This is a genomic window from Pantoea sp. OXWO6B1 (assembly GCF_001641135.1).
GTDB lineage: Bacteria > Pseudomonadota > Gammaproteobacteria > Enterobacterales > Enterobacteriaceae > Pantoea > Pantoea allii.
Window position 1 is genome coordinate 471,259 of the sequence record NZ_LWLR01000001.1, and the last position, 20,385, is coordinate 491,643.

At 54.3% G+C, this 20,385-nt stretch carries 14 protein-coding genes; 6 read left to right on the top strand and 8 right to left on the bottom strand.

Annotated elements, in window-relative coordinates; translation table 11 throughout:
- Positions 1-103: 103 nt before the first annotated feature.
- From argH to argC, 4 genes are all read right to left on the bottom strand, one after another.
- Positions 104-1,477, bottom strand: a complete 1,374-nt coding sequence (argH, locus tag A6A26_RS04555) for an argininosuccinate lyase (protein WP_063877662.1) — start codon at positions 1,475-1,477, stop codon at positions 104-106.
- An 89-nt stretch (positions 1,478-1,566) separates the two neighbouring features.
- Positions 1,567-2,784 carry an argininosuccinate synthase gene (locus A6A26_RS04560; RefSeq protein WP_063877663.1) on the bottom strand — a complete coding sequence of 406 codons (1,218 nt, stop codon included), beginning with the start codon at positions 2,782-2,784 and terminating at the stop codon, positions 1,567-1,569.
- A gap of 24 nt (positions 2,785-2,808) precedes the next feature.
- A complete protein-coding gene (gene argB / locus A6A26_RS04565; protein WP_063877664.1) occupies positions 2,809-3,585 on the bottom strand; it encodes an acetylglutamate kinase in 777 nt (258 codons plus the stop codon).
- Between the two features lie 14 nt (positions 3,586-3,599).
- Positions 3,600-4,604: an N-acetyl-gamma-glutamyl-phosphate reductase gene (gene argC / locus A6A26_RS04570; RefSeq protein ID WP_063877665.1), complete on the bottom strand. Its 1,005-nt coding sequence runs from the start codon at positions 4,602-4,604 to the stop codon at positions 3,600-3,602.
- 168 nt (positions 4,605-4,772) lie between these two features.
- Between argC and argE the strand changes: the two genes are divergently transcribed.
- The 3 genes from argE (at position 4,773) to A6A26_RS04585 (ending at position 10,926) form a co-directional block, all read left to right on the top strand.
- Complete coding sequence (argE, locus tag A6A26_RS04575; protein WP_063877666.1) at positions 4,773-5,921, top strand: acetylornithine deacetylase; 1,149 nt, start codon at positions 4,773-4,775, stop codon at positions 5,919-5,921.
- Positions 5,922-6,271: 350 nt separating this feature from the next.
- Positions 6,272-8,920, top strand: coding sequence for a phosphoenolpyruvate carboxylase (gene ppc / locus A6A26_RS04580; protein ID WP_063877667.1), 2,649 nt, complete (start codon positions 6,272-6,274; stop codon positions 8,918-8,920).
- A gap of 368 nt (positions 8,921-9,288) precedes the next feature.
- Positions 9,289-10,926 (top strand): methyl-accepting chemotaxis protein, encoded by a 1,638-nt coding sequence (locus A6A26_RS04585; RefSeq protein WP_063877668.1) that lies wholly within the window; start codon positions 9,289-9,291, stop codon positions 10,924-10,926.
- A gap of 152 nt (positions 10,927-11,078) precedes the next feature.
- On the opposite strand, the gene metF is transcribed toward A6A26_RS04585, so the two are convergent.
- The 3 genes from metF to metB all read right to left on the bottom strand — a co-directional run bounded on the left by metF (position 11,079) and on the right by metB (position 15,781).
- Complete coding sequence (gene metF / locus A6A26_RS04590; RefSeq protein WP_063877669.1) at positions 11,079-11,975, bottom strand: methylenetetrahydrofolate reductase; 897 nt, start codon at positions 11,973-11,975, stop codon at positions 11,079-11,081.
- Positions 11,976-12,182: 207 nt separating this feature from the next.
- The gene (locus A6A26_RS04595; RefSeq protein WP_063877670.1) at positions 12,183-14,618 is read right to left on the bottom strand and encodes a bifunctional aspartate kinase/homoserine dehydrogenase II; all 2,436 of its coding nucleotides are present in this window, start codon (positions 14,616-14,618) and stop codon (positions 12,183-12,185) included.
- A 2-nt stretch (positions 14,619-14,620) separates the two neighbouring features.
- A complete protein-coding gene (gene metB, locus A6A26_RS04600) occupies positions 14,621-15,781 on the bottom strand; it encodes a cystathionine gamma-synthase (protein ID WP_063877671.1) in 1,161 nt (386 codons plus the stop codon).
- 271 nt (positions 15,782-16,052) lie between these two features.
- Between metB and metJ the strand changes: the two genes are divergently transcribed.
- Entirely contained in the window at positions 16,053-16,370 is a 318-nt protein-coding gene (metJ, locus tag A6A26_RS04605; protein WP_013027687.1) for a met regulon transcriptional regulator MetJ, read from the top strand.
- 72 nt (positions 16,371-16,442) lie between these two features.
- Here metJ and rpmE read toward each other — a convergent pair whose 3' ends face one another.
- Positions 16,443-16,658, bottom strand: a complete 216-nt coding sequence (rpmE, locus tag A6A26_RS24615) for a 50S ribosomal protein L31 (RefSeq protein WP_006121308.1) — start codon at positions 16,656-16,658, stop codon at positions 16,443-16,445.
- 225 nt (positions 16,659-16,883) lie between these two features.
- Between rpmE and priA the strand changes: the two genes are divergently transcribed.
- Together priA and cytR are read left to right on the top strand one after the other, a co-directional pair.
- Complete coding sequence (gene priA / locus A6A26_RS04615; RefSeq protein ID WP_063877673.1) at positions 16,884-19,079, top strand: primosomal protein N'; 2,196 nt, start codon at positions 16,884-16,886, stop codon at positions 19,077-19,079.
- A gap of 164 nt (positions 19,080-19,243) precedes the next feature.
- Entirely contained in the window at positions 19,244-20,278 is a 1,035-nt protein-coding gene (gene cytR / locus A6A26_RS04620; RefSeq protein WP_063877674.1) for a DNA-binding transcriptional regulator CytR, read from the top strand.
- Positions 20,279-20,385 lie beyond the last annotated feature (107 nt).

Below are 20,385 nucleotides of genomic sequence, written 5' to 3' on the forward strand. Positions count from 1 at the left end.
CGGCCGGGAGCGCCGCTGTTCTGATGATGTGCCTAAAATAAAAGTAGTTTTTGAAGCTAGAGGTTGGCGGGCATTTGATGCCCGCTCTTTTTTTGCCTGCCGTTTACGCTAAACGCGTTTTGGCTTCTGCAATAGCACGGGCAACCTGTTCGGGCGAAACGCCACCCTGCGCATTACGCTTATCCAGACAGGATTTCAGGGCCAGAACAGGATAAACATCGTCTTCAATCGCAGTGCTGAACTGCTTCAACTGCGCCAGCGTCAGTGCTTCCAGTGCTACGCCCTGCTTAATTGCCTCAACGACCGTTTCACCCACAATATGGTGCGCTTCACGGAAAGGCACGCCTTTGGCAACCAGGTAATCAGCCAGTTCGGTTGAGTTGGCATAGCCCTGCTCTGCCGCTTCCTTGCAGCGTGGACGTTTTACCTGCAGGCCATCGAGGACCAGTACCGACATATGCAGGCAGTCCAGCCAGGTATCAAGCGCATCAAAGAGCCCTTCTTTGTCTTCCTGCATGTCTTTGTTGTAGGCAAGTGGCAGACCTTTCAGCGTCATCATCATGCCGGTTAATGCGCCCTGAACACGACCACACTTGCCGCGGATCAGCTCCAGCGCATCGGGATTTTTCTTCTGTGGCATCAGGGATGAACCTGAGGTGACTTTATCCGCGAGTTCGATAAAGCCAGCTTCGCCCGTGTTGAAGAAAATCATGTCTTCCGCAAAGCGCGACAGATGTACCATACCGATTGACGCATCAGAGAGCAGCTCCAGAACATGGTCGCGATCGGACACCGTATCCAGGCTGTTACGGGTGGCAGAGGCAAAGCCTAACCAGCCAGCTAACTGCTCACGGTCAATATCATAAGCGGTTCCGGCCAGCGCGCCACAACCCAGCGGACTGACGTCAAGGCGCTTTAGCGTATCCTGCAAACGGCTTTCATCGCGCGCCAGCATTTCAACATAGGCGAGGCACCAGTGAGCAAAGGTCACCGGCTGCGCACGCTGCAGATGCGTATAGCCCGGCATCACCGCATCCTGGTTCACTTCCGCGGTGGCCACCAGCGCCTGCTGCAGTTCACGCGTAGCGCCCAATAACGCGGCAACCTGCTCTTTACACCACAGTTTCAGGTCAGTCGCCACCTGGTCATTACGACTCCGACCGGTATGCAGTTTTTTGCCTAACGCGCCGACTTTATCGATCAACTGGCCTTCAACCCAGCTGTGAATATCTTCGGCATCGCTTTGCAGAATTTGCTCAGGATTAGCACGTACTTCTTCCAGTAACGCGTTGAGCGCCGCTTCCAGCTGCTGCTGCTCATCACGGGTCAGTACGTTGACGGTCACCAGCGCTTTGGACCAGGCCACAGAGCCAATGATGTCCTGCTCAGCCAGGCGATAATCAAAGCGCAGCGAGTCGTTGAACTGTTTGAAACGTTGATCTGCTGCCTGGGTAAAGCGTCCACCCCAAAGTGCCATGTGAATCTCCTTCAAGTCGTTAAACCAGGGGCGGCATAATAGCCGCCCCTGATGTCATACCGAGAGGCGAGGCGATCCTCGCCTGCTTATTACTTCTTCTGCTCGTTCAGTGCGCGGATGCGTGAAGAGAGCGAGAACAGACGGATAAAGCCGCCTGCATGACGATGATCGTACACTTCATCTTCGCCGAAGGTCGCGAACTCTTCAGAATACAGGCTGTTGGCTGAACGTTTCTGGGTCGCGGTAGCCTGGCCTTTGTAGAGTTGCAGTACCACTTCGCCGTTCACCTCTTCTGCCAACGACTCTGCCGCCGCCTGAATAGACTTACGCAGCGGTGCAAACCAGCGACCATCGTAAACCACATACGACATTTCATGGCCCAGTTGCTCACGCCATTTAAAGCTGTCACGATCCAGAACCAGCTGTTCAACCGCACGCAGCGCGTTAACCATAATGGTGCCGCCCGGGGTTTCGTAACAGCCGCGTGATTTAATGCCCACCAGACGGTTCTCAACGATATCAATACGACCCACACCGTGTTTAGCGCCCAGCACGTTCAGTTTTTCCAGGCACTGGAACGGACTCAGTTTCTCGCCGTTCACCGCGACTACGCGGCCTTTTTCAACGGTCACGGTCACGTCTTCTGGCTGATCGGGGGCTTCCAGTGGATCAACGGTCCAGACCCAGCAATCTTTGTTTGGTGCATTAGACGGGCTTTCCAGCACGCCACCTTCGGTAGAAATATGCCAGGCATTTTCATCACGGCTGTAGATTTTTTCCAGCGAGGCGGTGGTAGGGATATTGCGCTCTTTCAGATAATCCAGCAGCGCTTCACGTGAACGCAGGTTCCACTCACGCCATGGCGCAACGACTTTCAGCTGGGGAGCCAGTGCGGTATAGGTGGTTTCAAAACGGACCTGGTCATTGCCTTTACCGGTCGCACCGTGGCACAGGGCGTCCGCACCCACTTTCAGCGCCAGCTCAACCTGCGCTTTAGCAATGATAGGACGCGCCATTGAGGTGCCCAGCAGGTAAGTTCCTTCATACAGCGCACCGGTCTGCAGCACCGGATAAACGTACTCGCTGATAAACTCTTCACGCAGATCAACAACGTGACATTCTGATGCACCCGACTGCAGCGCTTTCTTCTCAACGCCTTCCAGATCGCTACGTTCCTGACCGATATCAGCCACAAACGCGACCACTTCACAGCCGCCATAGTTTTCTTTCAGCCATGGAATAATGGCGGAAGTATCCAGACCACCAGAGTAAGCCAGAACGATTTTTTTGATGTTTTGCGTTTGCATTTCGTAATCCTTGAATCTGAGTCGTTAAGCGAGAATCCGGGTGCCAATGGACACACCGTTGAAAAGGTCAGGCAGTTGCTCGGCATGACGCCAACTGGCGATATCGACCGGGCGGCCCAGTGTGCGCGCAGCATCCAGCGCGGCGTTCACTTTCACAATCATGCCATCGGTAATGATGCCCTGCGCAATCAGCTGCTCTGCTTTGTCAGCGGTCATTTCTTCAATGCGCTGGCCTTTACCGTCAAGAATGCCACTGACATCCGATAACAAGACTAAATCAGCACCCAGCGTAGATGCCAGCGCCGTTGCGGCCTGATCGGCATTGACGTTCATTAACTGGCCGTCATCGGTGATGCCGATTGAGCTGACCACAGGCATATATCCCGCAGCCAGCAGCGTGTTGACCAACGCAGGATTACCCGGTGTGGCATGACCGACATGGCCCAGCGCTTCATCCAGCTGCGTCACATTCACCAGGCCCGCATCACCCAGGCAAAGGCCAACCGCATGAATGCCATATTTTTTTGCCCATGCCAGCAGGGTTTTGTTTGCCGTACCCGCCAGCGCACCGGTAATGATGTCAATCTGGTCGGCAGGCGTCACGCGTAAGCCGTTCTTTTTTTGCACTGGCAGCGCCAGTTTTTTCATCAGTTCATCAACCAGGCAGCCGCCGCCGTGAACGACGATCAGTGGGCGCTGATGCGCTGAGCGATAGGCCAGCAACGCGTCAAATAAACGGGCCAGCGCTTCTTCGCTGTCTAACAGCACGCCGCCCAGCTTGATAATCAATGGATTGGTCATGGTTTACTCGTCCGTTAAATCAGTGACTGCGTTTCAGGGAAACCGAAACGAATATTAAGGCACTGCACCGCCTGGGAGGCCGCCCCTTTGAGCAGGTTATCTTCTGCAGCCACGACAATCAGATGTTCGCCCTGAACGGCAAAACCGATATCGCAGTACGGCAGTCCGACCACTGCCTTCAGTGCCGGCACGCCCTGTTCGTAAACGCGTACCAGCGGCTTATCGTGGTAGGCATTGTGAAAAGCTTCAGCCACATCATCACGGCTTACACCAGCCTTCAAACGGCAGGTGACCGTCGCCAGAATCCCACGCGGGAAACTGCCCAAATGCGGCGTAAAAATCACCGGTGTGCCCAGGTGCGCCACAATTTCAGGATAATGACGATGATTAAAAATACCGTAAGGTTGCAGGCTGACTTCGCAGAAGCTGGTGCCGATGTTGGCTTTACGTCCCGCACCACTCACGCCGCTGGTGGCGTTAATCACCGGCCACTGCGCGTCATTCAGCAAACCCGCATCTAACACGGGCTTCAGCGCCAGCTGGGAGGCGGTTGGGTAGCAGCCCGGCACGGCCACCAGTTGGGCTTCTTTGATTTTTTCCTGCTGGAACTCTGCAAGTCCGTAAACGGCTTTATCCAGCCAGTCACCATGCTGGTGAGTGAAGCCATAAAACTGCGTGTAAAAGTCGCCATCGTTGACGCGAAACGCGCCTGACAGATCGAACACCACACAGCCAGCTTTGAGAAATTCAGGGGCCAGATCGTGACTGACTTCGTGGGCGGTCGCCAGAAACACCACATCCACTTTGTCTGCCCATTCGGCGGCATTGCTCAACGGCTGCAGTGGCAAATCCACCACGCCTTTCAGCTGTGGATGAAGATCAGACAGGCGCTTACCCGCATCGGGACTTTGCGCAGACACCGCCAAAGCGGTTATGTTGATATGTGGATGGCGATTAAGGAAGGTGGCAAGCTCTACGCCAGCATAACCACTGGCACCAACGATCAGCGTATTCAACATCAGGCTGTATACCTTTATTACAGTCACACGTTCCGGGTCGCGGCCTTGCCCCGTTGCCCACGATGTCGTTTGCAGCGATTTAAGGTTCACATGCACACGACGTTAATGTATTTTTATTCACTATTAATGCATGAATATTGATACATCCTAACTCAAGGACCGTCAACAGTGAAGACAAAATTACCGCCTTTTATCGAACTATACCGCCAGTTGATCGCAACGCCGTCAATCAGCGCAACCGATGCCGCGCTCGATCAGAGCAATGAAACTTTAATCAATTTACTGGCGGGCTGGTTCCGCGACCTGGGTTTTACTGTGGACGTGCAGCCCGTACCGGGAACGCGTCATAAATTTAATATGCTGGCCCGTACGGGAAGCGGTGCGGGCGGCCTGCTGCTTGCCGGACATACCGATACGGTTCCGTTTGATGATGGTCGCTGGACCCGCGATCCTTTTACCCTGACCGAGCACGACAATAAGCTGTACGGTCTGGGCACCGCCGATATGAAAGGCTTCTTTGCGTTTATTCTGGACACACTCCGTGATGTGGATGTGACAACCCTGAGTAAGCCGCTCTATATTTTGGCGACCGCAGATGAAGAAACGACGATGGCGGGCGCAAAATACTTTGCAGAATCCACACAGCTCCGTCCCGACTGCGCCATCATTGGTGAGCCGACCTCGCTGAAGCCGGTACGGGCGCACAAAGGCCACATTTCTAATGCGATTCGTATTCAGGGGCAATCAGGCCATTCGAGCGATCCCGGACGCGGCGTCAATGCCATTGAGCTGATGCATGAGTCGATCACCGAACTTATGCAGTTGCGTAATACGCTCAAATCACGTTATCACCACGATGGCTTTGCGATCCCCTACCCAACCATGAACTTTGGTCATATTCACGGCGGCGATGCGGCAAACCGTATTTGTGCCTGCTGCGAGTTGCATATGGATATCCGACCGCTACCGGGACTGACCCTGAGCGATCTCGAGGGCCTGTTAAATGAGGCACTGGCTCCCGTTAGCGAACGCTGGCCGGGACGGATTACCATTGAAGAGCTGCATCCACCGATCCCCGGCTACGAGTGCCCTGCTGACCATAAACTGGTCAAGGTCGTCGAAACACTGCTGGGTATCCAGACGGAAGTGGTCAATTACTGCACCGAAGCGCCTTTTATTCAGCAACTCTGTCCGACGCTGGTGCTGGGCCCGGGTTCGATCAATCAGGCCCATCAGCCAGATGAATTTATCGATACCGCATTTATTAAGCCAACACGCGCACTGATAAGCCAGGTTGTGCAGCATTTCTGTCACTAATTGTCATCAATCGGGGCATTTCACTGAATTAACAGCAAAATGCCCCGCCATTCTGCGGGATTTAATAATAAGAATAACTTATCCCACTTCTCCCCCATCAAATTCCATGAATTTCCGGCAGTTAGCTGCACGTTTCCTTCACTTTAAGTCAATTGACGAACGGAAGATTACGTGGCTAGATAAAAGACGATGTTATACCCGCAGGGCAATCATCCCACTTTATTCAGCTTGCGACAGGCAGCAACTGAAGAACCTCGGTCAGAGCCGAGAGGACAACGTTGCTGGCTTTTGTGCTGCCTGAAAAGGCCGGGTATAGAGGTTTATCAAGACGATAAGGGTGTCAGGGTCACATGAACGAACAATATTCCGCAATGCGAAGTAATGTCAGTATGCTCGGCAAACTGCTCGGGGATACGATCAAGGATGCGCTGGGAGAGAATATCCTGGACCAGGTGGAAACCATCCGTAAGCTCTCTAAATCATCCCGTGCAGGCAATGACACTCATCGTAAGGAGTTGCTGAACACACTGCAAAACCTGTCAAACGACGAGTTATTGCCCGTGGCACGTGCATTCAGTCAGTTCCTTAACCTCACTAACGTGGCGGAGCAGTATCAAACCATTTCCCGCAGCGGCGACGGCGCAAACCATCCCGAACTGTTGAAAAAGACCTTTGAAACGCTCAAACAAAACAATCTCAGTGAAAGTGCCATTCACGCCGCGATTGAATCACTGTCACTGGAGTTGGTGCTGACCGCCCATCCTACCGAAATCACCCGTCGTACGCTGATTCATAAACTGGGTGAGGTAAACAGCTGTCTTGAACAACTCGACCACAGCGATATTTCTGATTACGAACGTAACCAGATTATGCGCCGCCTGCGCCAGTTGGTTGCTCAGGCCTGGCATACGGATGAGATCCGTAAATATCGCCCAACGCCCGTGGATGAAGCCAAATGGGGCTTTGCCGTGGTTGAAAACAGCCTGTGGGAAGGCGTACCTGCGTTTTTACGTGAGCTGAATGAGCAGGTCGAAGAGACATTTGGCATTAAGCTGCCGGTGGATTTCGTGCCAGTGCAGTTCACCTCCTGGATGGGCGGTGACCGTGACGGCAACCCAAATGTTACCGCATCCATTACCCGCCATGTGATGCAGCTCAGCCGCTGGAAAGCCACTGACCTGTTCCTGCGTGACATTGGCGTCTTAATTTCAGAACTGTCGATGTCTGAATGCAGTCAGGAAGTGGCCGATCTCAGTGGCGATCCTGAAGCACTGGAACCATATCGGGTGATTTTAAAGCGTCTGCGTAGCCAGTTGATGACCACACAGGCTTACCTGGAGCGCCGCCTCAAAGGCGAACGTTTACCGCGCCCTGCTGACTTACTGGTTTCTAACGCTCAGCTTTGGGAGCCACTGTACGCGATCTATCAGTCCCTGCAGCAGTGTGGCATGAGCATCATTGCCAACGGTCAGCTGCTGGATACGCTGCGCCGGGTGAAATGCTTTGGTGTGCCGCTGGTCCGTATGGACGTTCGTCAGGAAAGCACCCGTCATACCGAAGCGATTGCGGAAATTACCCGCTATCTGGGGCTGGGAGATTATGAAAGCTGGTCAGAAGCCGACAAGCAGGCATTTCTTATCCGTGAGCTGAACTCTAAACGCCCGTTGCTGCCGCGTAGCTGGGAACCCAGTGATGAAACTCGCGAAGTGCTGGAAACCTGCAAAGTCGTCGCCGAAGCACCGCAGGGTTCTATCGCTGCCTATGTGATTTCGATGGCCAAAACGCCGTCAGACGTGCTGGCAGTGCATCTGTTACTGAAAGAAGCCGGCATTCCTTTTGCTATGCCGGTCGCCCCGCTGTTCGAAACGCTTGATGACCTGAATAATGCCAATGACGTGATGAGCAAGCTGCTTAACATTGACTGGTATCGCGGTTTTATCCAGGGCAAACAGATGGTCATGATTGGCTATTCAGACTCAGCAAAAGATGCCGGGGTGATGGCCGCCAGTTGGGCACAGTACCAGGCGCAGGACGCGCTGATTAAAACCTGTGAGAAAGCCGGGGTTTCCCTGACGCTGTTCCACGGACGTGGCGGCACTATTGGTCGCGGTGGCGCGCCGGCACATGCTGCGCTGCTGTCTCAACCGCCAGGCAGCCTGAAAGGCGGCCTGCGCGTTACCGAGCAGGGCGAAATGATTCGCTTTAAGTACGGCCTGCCGGAAGTGACCATCGCCAGCCTGTCGCTCTATACCGGTGCGATACTGGAAGCTAACCTGATGCCACCACCGGAACCTAAACCGGAGTGGCGTAGCATTATGAATCAGCTTTCCGCCGATTCCTGTGCCATGTACCGGGGCTATGTGCGCGAAAATCCCGACTTCGTGCCCTACTTCCGTTCAGCGACGCCAGAGCAGGAACTGGGCAAGCTGCCACTGGGTTCACGCCCGGCCAAACGCCGCCCTACCGGCGGTGTGGAATCTCTGCGCGCCATCCCGTGGATCTTCGCCTGGACACAAAACCGTCTGATGCTCCCGGCATGGCTGGGTGCGGGTGCTGCACTGCAGCAGGCAATGCTGGCAGGTCATCAGGATCAGCTGGAAGCGATGTGCCGCGACTGGCCGTTTTTCTCCACCCGTCTCGGTATGCTGGAAATGGTGTTCTCCAAAGCCGACCTGTGGCTGGCGGAATATTACGACCAGCGCCTGGTGGATAAATCGCTGTGGCCGCTGGGTAAACAGCTACGTGAACAGTTAGATGCGGATATTAAAGCGGTACTCACCATCGCTAACGATTCCCACCTGATGGCGGATCAGCCGTGGATTGCCGAATCCATTGCCCTGCGCAACGTGTATACCGATCCCCTCAACGTGCTGCAGGCTGAGCTGCTACACCGTTCACGTGCGCAGGAAGCGCGCGGCGATGAGCCCGATGCCCGCGTCGAGCAGGCGTTAATGGTGACCATTGCCGGCGTCGCGGCGGGTATGCGTAATACGGGCTAAAAACCCGCCAGGGCGGTTGCGGTTGCTGCGTGACCGCCCTTTTTTACGATGGCCTTAAACGGGCAAACCACACTGCAGGTTACTCTTACGTTCGTGTTCACCTTACTTCTCTGATATGCCCCGCGAAGCCCAGGCCACCTTTCAGTATCAACAGAACGTTCTTACCTGAGATTTTAACTCAGCAATTATTACAATTTAATTACAACTCAAATATAAACCTTCCTGCTTTGAGGTCGTTACTCTTTCTACGGGTTAAAAAACACCCGTTCGATGAATAAATACCAAAACATTCTTTACAGCCCTCTCTGTTGAGGGCTGAACAGGTGTCGTAGCTTCTCCATGCTGGCGATTAATATCAGGAAAAAATTATGAATAACATCAGAATAGGTATAAGGCTCGTGGCAGCATTTGGCTTCATGGGCATGCTCGTCATCTTCATGGTCCTGATTGGCATTACGAAAACAAGTTCGCTGGGAGATGCAAACAGCGAGATCGCCGGAGGGTTGTACTCAAAAGCCTCGGCCTCTGCTTTACTGGGCTTTTATACACAGGACATGAGCCGTCTTGCGCGCATTGCGGTGCTCCAGCAGGATGATCCCGCGCAGGTAGAAAAGACCATCGCCAGCTATCAGTCACAAAGGAACAAAGCCAACAGTCTTATTCAACGGCTTGATAAAGAAGTCGCTTCAGCCTCCGGCAGACAACTTTTTACACAGCTGCAGTCCCACGCTGCGCTTTATCAGCCTTTTATGGACAAGGTTGTCGCGCTTGCCCAACAGGGTAAAAAAGAGCAAGCGGAGAAGCTGCTGTCGGACTCTGGAGACACGATTCAGAATGAATATATGGCGTCGTTGCAGGCGTTAAAACAGCATCAGGAAACGCGGATGCGCGTTGCTGAACAAACGTCCCATGAAGACAGGACCGACGCGCTGAGGTTACTGACGGGTGCCGGTGCGATTGCTCTGGTACTGGCCGGGTTATCCGCCTGGCTCATCACCCGCAGCATTACACGGCCGATTAATATGGCGCTGGTTGCCGCACAGCGCGTGGCACGCGGTGACCTTAGTGAGCCCGTACTGGTGACTCACAACGATGAGACAGGCAAGCTGCTGTCGGCGATACGTGATATGCAGGATGCACTGGTTCAAACCGTCAGTCTGGTCAGATCCAATGCGGAGAGCGTTGCCTCTGCCAGTAACCAGATAGCCCAGGGCAATGCCGATCTTTCGCAGCGAACAGAAGAACAGGCCAGCGCGCTGGAACAGACCGCCGCCACGATGACGGAGCTGGGAATGACGGTGAAAAACAATGCCAGCAACGCGCAACAGGCAAGCCAGCTTGCGACTAACGTCCGTAATGTCGCGCACAAAGGCAACGAAGCGACAGAAGCTATCACTGGCACGATGCGAACAATCAAAGACAGCTCGGGAAAAATCGCTGAAATTACCACGGTTATTGACAGTATCGCTTTTCAAACCAATATTCTTGCCTTAAACGCTGCGGTTGAAGCTGCGCGAGCAGGTGAGCATGGCAAGGGCTTTGCCGTGGTGGCAAGCGAAGTCCGGACGCTGGCTCAACGTAGCAGCACCGCAGCTGGCGAGATTCGTCAGTTAATTGAGGCTAATGCTCGCAGTGTAGGACAGGGCGATGAGCTGGTTGCCAATGCCTCCGCAACGATGCAGAGCATTGTGACTGCCGTTGGGCATCTCAGTGACACCGTAGAAGAAATTACATCTGCCAGCGCTGAGCAGGCCAGAGGTGTGGAACAAGTAGGCATTGCCGTAACCGAGATGGACAGTACGACGCAGCAGAACGCCGCACTGGTTGAAGAGTCCGCATCGGCCGCTAACAGCCTCAGGGAACAGGCCAAACAGCTGTTGCAGGCGGTTTCTGTTTTCCGCCTCAACTACGATCAGAAGCGAGTTCATGTCCCGCAAACGAGTAAAACACCAACATTGCCAAAATCGAATCAGCCATTGACTGATGAGGGCTGGACGCATTTTTAATGCACGGCACTCGCGGTGGGAGACACTATGCATAAAACGCGGGCGGCCATCGGTTCTGCCCGTCTTTTATTCATACCTTAATGCGGTTTATCTCTCTGTTGCTGCCTTTCTAAACCGACGCACCCGCGTCGTTTTGTATGCGTCTGCCACTATCAGGCCGCCAGTGTAGGACGCACACCTAACGTATGACATATGGCATAGCTCATTTCTGCCCGGTTCAGAGTATAGAAATGGAAATCTTTTACGCCTTCGCGTGACAGAATTTTCACCATGTCCATGGCGATATTCGCCCCCACCATTTTGCGCGTTTCAGGATCGTCATCCAGCCCTGCAAACATCGCATTCATCCAGCCCGGCACACGCACGTTAGTCATGGTGGCGAAGCGCTGCAATTGTTTGAAGTTAGAGACGGGCAGAATGCCCGGCACGATCTCAACATCAATACCAGTGGAAACGCAGCGGTCACGGAAACGCAGGTAGCTTTCAACATCAAAAAAGAACTGGGTGATGGCACGGTTAGCGCCAGCATCGATTTTGCGTTTCAGGTTGATCAGGTCGGCCTGTGCACTCTTCGCTTCCGGATGGACTTCCGGGTAGGCTGCAACGGATATATCAAACTCCCCCACGTCTTTGAGCAGAGACACCAGATCGGAGCCATACATGTCCGGCTTGCCGCTGCCCGGAGGCAGATCACCACGCAGCGCGACAATATGGCGAATGCCGTTGTTCCAGTAATCCTGAGCAATACCACGTAGCTCATCCCGGCTGGCATCAACACAGGTCAGATGCGGTGCCGCTTCCAGGCCGGTACGATCTTTAATGCCTTTGATAATGCTGTGCGTGCGGTCGCGCTCACCCGAGTTCGCACCATAGGTCACAGAGACAAATTTGGGTTTCAGGCTGCTCAGGCGATGAATGGAGTTCCACAGCGTTTCTTCCATTTCGCTGGTACGCGGCGGAAAAAACTCAAAAGAGACATTAATCCGACCATTTAGCTCTGCCAGGCTCTGATTGAGTGCCTCGCGCTGATTGGCATGAAAGAAACTCATCCTGCTACCTCCGACCACATCGGTTAACTATTCACCCGAACACATCTATACGTTTAGACGTCCAGACATTCAAAATGAACGATTCCCGCATTAGCGTCAACATATAAATCATCACTGCAGGTGACAAATCTTCACGCAACGTGAAAAGGCTTCATGTAGGAGGATTCATTGCAGGGCAGGCGCCGAAGCGCCTGAAGAAAAGTGGGGTCAGAGCAGGTGTGCGAGGCGATTAATATCAGACTGGATAGCGCCGGCAGTGACATCACGGCCCGCACCAGGCCCGCGAATCACCAACGGGTTATCGCGGTACCAGCGGCTGTCGATGGCAAACACATTATCGCAGGGCAGTAATGCAGCCAGCGGATGCTCCAGGCGCACCGCTTCGACGCCCACGCGTGCTTTGCCGTTGGCATCAAACCGCGCCACGTAACGCAGAACCAGCCCCATTTCCTGCGCGGCTTCAAACCGTTGCAGCATCTGTTCGTTCAGCTCATCCGCATTCTCGAAAAAGTGATCGACTGATTCACCTTCGCAATTCTGTGGGACCAGCGATTCGACGCGCACCTGATCCGGCTCGATGTTATACCCGGCCTCACGGGCCAGAATAACCAGTTTACGCATCACGTCCTGACCCGACAGATCGACGCGCGGGTCCGGCTCTGTTAATCCCTGCTGCCACGCCTGATCCACCAGCTCGGTGAACGGTACCGTGCCATCAAACTGTAAAAACAGCCAGGACAGGGTGCCGGAGAAAATGCCGCTAATCGACAGAATGGTGTCGCCGCTTTCACGCAAATCGCGCACCGTATGGTTTATCGGCAGCCCGGCTCCCACGGTGGCGTTATACAACCAGTGACGACCGGTTTTTTCAAAGGCATCCCGAATCTCACGCCAGGTTTGCGTATCCGATGCGCCCGCCACCTTATTCGCGCTGATCACATGAAACCCATGGCTGGCAAAATCCAGGTACTGCAGAGCCAGCGGCTGACTGGCCGTCACATCCAGCACCACCAGGTCATCATACGGATGGGCCCGCATCCACAGAAACAGCGATTCTTCATCGCGCGCTTCGGCTTCATCGTCAAAGAAGGCCAGTGCACGGCTGGCATCCAGACCGTCATAGCTCAGCAGGCTGCGTTGACTGTCCACGACACCTGCCAGCACAAACTCAAAACCGGTGCGTGCCGACAACGTTTCCTGCTCACGGGCAAACAACTCCAACCAGCGTGAACCGATATTGCCCTTGCCGAACAGCATCAGGCCAATGCGTTTTTCCGCACGAAACAGCGAGCTGTGCAGCCCCTGAATGAGATGCTGGGTGGGGCCAACGCGCAGCACCGCAACCACGCTGATGTGCTCCGGCGACTGGCTGATGAATTCAACTGGCTGATCTTTCAACTGCTGCCAGAAACGGTGCGTGTGCAACGGATTGCGGGTAACGCCAGCTCCGACCAGGGCGACCAACGCTAAACCCTCGCGTAACTGCAAATGTCCGGGCAAGCCTGCATCCTGCAACAGGGCAAAGGCACTGTTTACCACTTCAGAGGTGTAGCAAAGTTGCAGCAATTGACGGTCAGGATGGATGCCCATCGCCAGCGGCCGCATCTGCGCGCGCGTCAGGAGTTGATCGATCTCTTTTTTGAAGAGAGCAAAATCGTGCTGCCCGGGAAGCTGGATCTCAACCAGGCACACATCGTCGTGACTGGTGACAATGCGGGCACCCGTGCCGGACGCAAGGACGCGCTCGATGCGGGTTGAGCCTTGCTCAGGCTGATAGCTACAGCGCAGTTGCAAATCAATATCACTGCCCGAAACCGGTTGTAAGGTGCGGGTGTGCAGCACTGGCGCGGCAAGGCGCGCCAGCTCACTGGCTTCATCCAGACGCAGCAGCGGCAGCAGACAGGCATCAGAGACTTTGCGTGGATCGGCGCTGTAAACGCCCGCCACATCACTCCAGATAGTGACGCGTCCCACGCCCGCCAGCGCGCCAATCTGAGTGGCTGAATAGTCAGACCCGTTGCGCCCCAGCAGGACCGTTTCACCGGCATCGTTGCCGCTGATAAAACCGGTCACCACGATGCGTTTATGCGGATGCTGGGCCAGCAGCGTTTGTAACAATGGCCAGGATTTACCTTCGTCCACCTGAGGCTGCGCGGCACGTTCCGCTCGCAGAAAATCGCGCGCGTCCAGCCAGCAGGCATGGAGATCCTGCTGGTTCAGCACCGCTGACATTAAACGTGCCGACCAGATTTCACCATGCCCAACCACTTCCGCATACACCGCTTCTGTGATGTCACCATCCAGTAGCGCGGCCAGTTTTTCGAGATCGCGAATAAAGGCGGTAATTAACGGCTCGGCTATTTCAGCAGGCAACAGTGCACTGATTAGCTCACTCTGATAGCGACGTAATGTCTGCTGCACCTGATGTGCGGACAGGCGGTCACTTTGGCTCAGTTTCAGCCAGCTAATCAGCTGATTGGTCGTCGACCCTGCGGCCGATACCACCATCATATCGCCAGGCTGGCTGTAATCCGCCATGATGCTGGCAACACGCTGATAGCAGCGTGCATCTGCAAGGCTGCTGCCACCAAACTTGTGGAGCTGTCTGTTGTTTGGCGTTCCTGCGCCTGCTGAAATCGTCATGATCAATCCTCGGCTGCGATCCGGAATGCATTATCCAAATCGGCAATTAAATCGTCGTGGTCTTCAATACCTACTGAAATACGGAGCAAGGTTTCAGAGATACCTGCTGCGGCACGGGCCTCTGCAGACATGCCTGCATGCGTCATGGTCGCAGTATGTGAAATTAAGCTCTCAACGCCACCCAGCGATTCCGCCAGCGTAAACAACTCAAGTGCTTTAAGAAAACGGCGCAACCGGGCTTCGTCACCCTTCAGCTCAAAGCTGAGCATGGCACCGAATCCGCGCTGCTGACGCGCAGCGAATTCATGGCCCGCGTTTTCCGGCAGTGACGGATGATACAACTTTTTCACCAGTGGCTGTTGCTTGAGATAATCAACAATGGCTAACGCATTACGCTGCGCGGCTGCCATACGCGGCCCCAGGGTGCGCATTCCGCGCAACAGCAGATAGCTGTCAAAGGCGGAACCGGTGACGCCAATGTTATTTGCCCACCAGGCTAAATCGGTCGCCACCTGCGGATCTTTGGCAATAACGGCACCGGCCACCACATCGGAATGACCATTTAAGTATTTAGTGCAGGAGTGAATCACCAGATCGGCACCCAGTGCCAGCGGATTTTGCAGGGCCGGGCTCATAAAGGTGTTATCCACGACGCTGACGGCACCCGCAGCCTGCGCAGCTTCGCAAATCGAGGCAATATCAACGACGCGTAACAAAGGATTGCTGGGACTTTCAATCAGCACCAGTTTAGGTTTCTCGTCCAGCGCCGCCTGCAGTGCGGCTTTATCGCCTTGATCGACAAATTTCACCCGGTAGGCACCGCGTTTGCTCAGACTGTCGAACAGACGATAGCTGCCACCATAGCAATCGTGTGGCGCAACCAGCAGATCGCCTGGCTTCAGGAACACCGTGGTGACCAGATGAATGGCCGACATGCCGGTATTGGTGAGTACCGCCCCCGCTCCGCCTTCCAGTTCTGCCAGCGCGCGTTGCACCACATCGCGCGTTGGGTTACCGCGCCGGGAATAATCATGGGCACGAGGTTCATTGAAGTCATGAAAGTTATAGGTGCTGGAAAGGTGGATGGGCGGGACAACGCAGCCGTATTGCTCGTCGTCATTCAAACCGCTGCGCACTGCGATGGTTGCCTGTTTACGCGTCATAGGGCTAACTGTTCCTGAAGTGTGAAATAATCTGACGACAGGATATCACCTTGCTTTTAGACGTCAATACATCTGGACATCCAAATGTCTTTGCGTATAGATTGAGCATCGTCGCAATAACCGCTAAAATTATGCGCCCATACCTGGCGTTCAACCACATTTGTCGCAGAAGTTGAACGAAGAAACCCGCCAGAGAAGGGGTCAGGTAGAAGAAAATCAGGCATAATCGGCTGATTTCGTAACTTTTAACATTTATTGATTAAGGTATCCCATGGCTGAATGGAACGGCGAATATATCAGCCCGTACGCTGAGCACGGCAAAAAGAGCGAACAGGTTAAAAAAATTACGGTGTCAATTCCGTTAAGCGTGCTGAAAATTCTGACTGACGAACGCACACGTCGTCAGGTCAATAACCTGCGTCACGCAACGAACAGTGAACTCCTGTGCGAAGCCTTCTTGCATGCTTTTACCGGGCAACCGTTACCCAATGATGTCGATCTTCGTAAAGAACGTAACGATGAAATACCGGAAGCTGCGAAAAAAATCATGCGCGACATGGGCATCGACCCGGATACCTGGGAATACTGATTTTCAGACATAAAAAAACCCAGCCTGAGCTGGGTTTTTCTTGCCGCCGAACAGATGTTCGAATGCCGTTTCTTATTTTTTGGTGCCTGGCACGCTGAAACGCTTGTTGAAGCGGTCAACGCGGCCACCAGTGGCAACTTCACGCTGCTTACCAGTGTAGAACGGGTGGCACTTACCACAAACGTCCAGGTTCAGTTCGTGAGTCAGCGTAGAGCGAGTGTGAATCACGTTGCCGCAAGTACAGTTGATGGTAACTGCTTCGTATTTTGGGTGAATACCTTGTTTCATGGGAAACCTCATATAAGGCCGTGTCGCTCTCCGCGCCAGGATTTGAACCTGCGCAGCACCACACGCGATTGAACATTAATGGTGTACTCCGGCAAGGTCTTTCTTACCGAAGGCGGCATATTATACAGGCTAATGTTTGATGCTGCAAATGTCACCTGAGATACACCCCGCGCGTGCCAGCGTGTACACTAACCGCCCTGCTAGATGAACCGGAAAGAGATTGCTATGCCCGTTGTTCAGGTTGCCCTGCCCGTTCCCCTTCCTCGCCTGTTTGACTATTTGCCTCCTGACGGCGTGCAGCCAGTCATCGGTGGTCGGGTGATCGTGCCTTTTGGCAACCGAAAAATGACCGGCATTGTGGTCGCGTTACCTGACAAAAGCGACCTGCCGGCAGCACAGCTCAAGCAGGTCATTGCCGTACTGGACAGCGAATCGCTATTTCCGCCCTCACTGTGGCGGATTCTTCACTGGGCCGCGAACTACTATCATTCGCCTCTCGGCGAGGTACTGAGCCATGCCATACCGGTACTGCTGAGGCAAGGTAAACCCGCTCAGGATAATCCTTTATGGCGCTGGGAAATTACCGAGCAGGGCCGCGCCACCGCGCCGGAAAGCCTTAAGCGGGCGCCTAAACAACAGCAAGGGCTTGCAACGCTCAGACAGCAGCCGCTTTATCGCCACGAAGTGAGTGAGCATGACCTTACCGATGCTGCCATGCAGGCACTGCGCGCCAAAGGATTGTGTGAACTGCATGAGCATCAGCCACAGATGCATGACTGGCGCAGCAGCTTTGCCGTTAAAGGTGAACGTCTTCGGCTGAACACCGATCAGGCGACGGCGGTCGGCGCGATGCGGAGTGAAGATGAACATTATGCTGCCTGGCTGCTGGCAGGGATTACCGGTTCAGGTAAGACCGAAGTGTATCTCAGCGTACTGGAAAACGTGCTGGCCAGAGGCAAGCAGGCGTTGGTGCTGGTGCCGGAGATCGGGTTGACGCCACAAACGATTGCCCGTTTCCGCGAGCGTTTTGATGCCCCGGTTGATGTGCTGCATTCCGCCCTGAATGACAGCGAGCGCCTTTCTGTATGGTTGCGGGCGCGCAGGGGCGAAAATGCCATCATCATTGGCACACGTTCAGCCCTGTTTACACCGATGGCACGTCCGGGCGTGATCATTATTGATGAAGAGCACGACAGCTCTTACAAACAGCAGGAAGGCTGGCGCTATCAGGCACGCGATCTGGCCGTGTTCCGCGCCCATGAAGAAAATATTCCTATTATCATGGGGTCCGCCACACCGGCGCTGGAAACGCTGCATAACGTTCGTAACGGGAAATACCGTCAGCTTGACCTGATGAAACGCGCCGGTAATGCCAAACCTGCTCTGCAGCAGCTTATCGATTTGAAAGGCGCACAACTGGTCGGTGGCCTCGCACCTGCCTTGATCGCTAAAATGCGTCAACACCTGAAAGCAGATAACCAGGTCTTGCTGTTTCTTAACCGCCGTGGTTTTTCACCAGCGCTGCTCTGCCACGATTGCGGCTGGATTGCTGAGTGCCAACGCTGCGATCGCTATTACACCCTGCATCAGCATCATCGCCAACTGCGCTGCCACCATTGCGACAGCCAGCGGCCGTTGCCCAATCAGTGCCCACAATGTGGTTCCACCCATTTACTCCCCGTGGGCGTCGGGACGGAACAGCTTGAGCAACAATTGGGAACATTATTCCCCGGCGTGCCGGTTTCGCGTATCGATCGTGATACCACCAGCCGTAAAGGCGCGCTCGAACAGCACCTGGCCGATGTGCATCGCGGCGGCGCGCGTATTCTCGTGGGTACGCAGATGCTGGCAAAAGGGCATCATTTTCCTGATGTCACCCTGGTGTCGCTGCTGGACGTGGATGGTGCACTGTTTTCCGCTGACTTCCGGGCCGCGGAACGCTTCGCTCAGCTCTATACTCAGGTTGCCGGCCGCGCAGGGCGAGCCGGTAAGCAGGGCGAGGTCTTGCTGCAAACTCACCATCCTGAGCACCCGCTTCTGCAAACCCTGCTTCATAAGGGTTACTTCGCTTTCGCACAACAAACCCTGCTGGAACGTCAGTCGGTGTTTTTACCACCGTGGACGCATCATGCCCTGTTCCGTGCAGAAGATTTAGATAATCATCAGGCTGCAGAATTTCTGCAACAGCTACGCAATATGCTGGAATCCAGCCCGCTTAAGGACGCGTCAATGTGGTTCATGGGGCCGCTGCCTGCGCTGCAACCCAAGCGAAGTGGCCGCTGGCGTTGGCAGTTACTGGTACAACATCCGTCCCGGAAACGCCTGCAACAGCTGTTGAGCAGTTCGTTACCGCTGATAAGTACGTTACCTGCATCGCGCAAGGTAAAGTGGACGCTGGATGTTGATCCGACCGAAAGCTGAGTCCGGTGAGGTTGTGAGAGGGATCGAAATACGTCGCATAAGTCACAATTTTTATGCAAATTAAGTAACGGCCCTGCCGCCCAATCGATAACAATAGTGCCAGGCTTGTTTTCACATCAGACGATACGAACGTTGAATGCGCGATTACGCATCAGGAGCATGTGTTGGATCAGAATCAACCGTCGGCCGCCGCCACGATGAAAGACGTCGCAGAAAAAGCCGGCGTCTCGACCGCCACCGTGTCGCGTGCGCTAATGAATCCGGAAAAAGTCTCTTCGGCGACGCGTCAGAAAGTCGAACAGGCCGTCGCTGCCGTCGGTTATACCGCTCAGAGTGTAACCCGCAATGCCCGACGCAACGACACACAAACTATTCTGCTGATCGTCCCCAACATCTGCGATCCCTTTTTTAGTGAAATTATTCGGGGCGTCGAGATAGCCGCGTCGAAGGCCGGCTATCTGGTGCTTATCGGCGACTGTGCTCATCAAAAACCGCAGGAATGGACGTTTTTAAACCTGATGCTGACTCGTCAGATCGACGGCATTGTGCTGCTCGGCGCGCAGTTACCTTTCGATGTGAGTCCTGATGAACAGCGCAATCTCCCACCGATGGTGATGGCGATTGAATTTGCGCCCGAAATGTCATTGCCAACAGTCAATATCGACAACCTGACGGCCTCGTTTGTAGCAGTCAATCATCTGCTGCAGCTTGGTCATAAACGTATTGCCTGTCTGACCGGCCCGGAAGACGTTGCGCTCTGTCAGTATCGCCTGCAGGGCTATGTACAGGCGTTACGCCGCAGTGGGATCAGCGTGGAACCGACTTATATCGTCCGAGGCGACTTCACCTTTGAATCGGGTGTTGCCGCCATGAATCAGCTGCTGGCTTTACCGCAACCGCCGCGCGCCCTGTTTTGTCATAGCGATATCATGGCCATCGGCGCTATCAGTCAGGCAAAACGCATGGGCCTGCGCGTGCCCGAAGACCTGTCGGTAGTGGGTTTTGATGATATTGAACTGTCGCGCTACTGCGAACCACCGCTCACCACGGTGAAACAACCGTGTTTTGAAATTGGTCGTGAAGCCGTACGGCTGTTACTGAATGAATTACAGGGTCATGGCGTTCACAATGGTTCGACATTGCTGGATGCTGAACTGGTGGTCCGTGGTAGCACAACATTGGCAAAAAAGGATGAGTGATAAGTAAAATGTTCCGCTATTTTCAGGGGATTCTTAAGGCTATCATTGCTGGTCAAAGTTCCAGCCCTTAAGTAACATGGCGGGCTCCTTGCCGGGCGTGCAGTAAT

Bases quoted from the DNA above. Each gene is read 5' to 3' on its own strand.
- argH (WP_063877662.1), bottom strand. From the start codon at position 1,477: ATGGCACTTTGGGGTGGACGCTTTACCCAGGCAGCAGATCAACGTTTC.
- A6A26_RS04560 (WP_063877663.1), bottom strand. From the start codon at position 2,784: ATGCAAACGCAAAACATCAAAAAAATCGTTCTGGCTTACTCTGGTGGT.
- argB (WP_063877664.1), bottom strand. From the start codon at position 3,585: ATGACCAATCCATTGATTATCAAGCTGGGCGGCGTGCTGTTAGACAGC.
- argC (WP_063877665.1), bottom strand. From the start codon at position 4,604: ATGTTGAATACGCTGATCGTTGGTGCCAGTGGTTATGCTGGCGTAGAG.
- ppc (WP_063877667.1), top strand. From the start codon at position 6,272: ATGAACGAACAATATTCCGCAATGCGAAGTAATGTCAGTATGCTCGGC.
- A6A26_RS04585 (WP_063877668.1), top strand. From the start codon at position 9,289: ATGAATAACATCAGAATAGGTATAAGGCTCGTGGCAGCATTTGGCTTC.
- metF (WP_063877669.1), bottom strand. From the start codon at position 11,975: ATGAGTTTCTTTCATGCCAATCAGCGCGAGGCACTCAATCAGAGCCTG.
- A6A26_RS04595 (WP_063877670.1), bottom strand. From the start codon at position 14,618: ATGACGATTTCAGCAGGCGCAGGAACGCCAAACAACAGACAGCTCCAC.
- metB (WP_063877671.1), bottom strand. From the start codon at position 15,781: ATGACGCGTAAACAGGCAACCATCGCAGTGCGCAGCGGTTTGAATGAC.
- metJ (WP_013027687.1), top strand. From the start codon at position 16,053: ATGGCTGAATGGAACGGCGAATATATCAGCCCGTACGCTGAGCACGGC.
- rpmE (WP_006121308.1), bottom strand. From the start codon at position 16,658: ATGAAACAAGGTATTCACCCAAAATACGAAGCAGTTACCATCAACTGT.
- priA (WP_063877673.1), top strand. From the start codon at position 16,884: ATGCCCGTTGTTCAGGTTGCCCTGCCCGTTCCCCTTCCTCGCCTGTTT.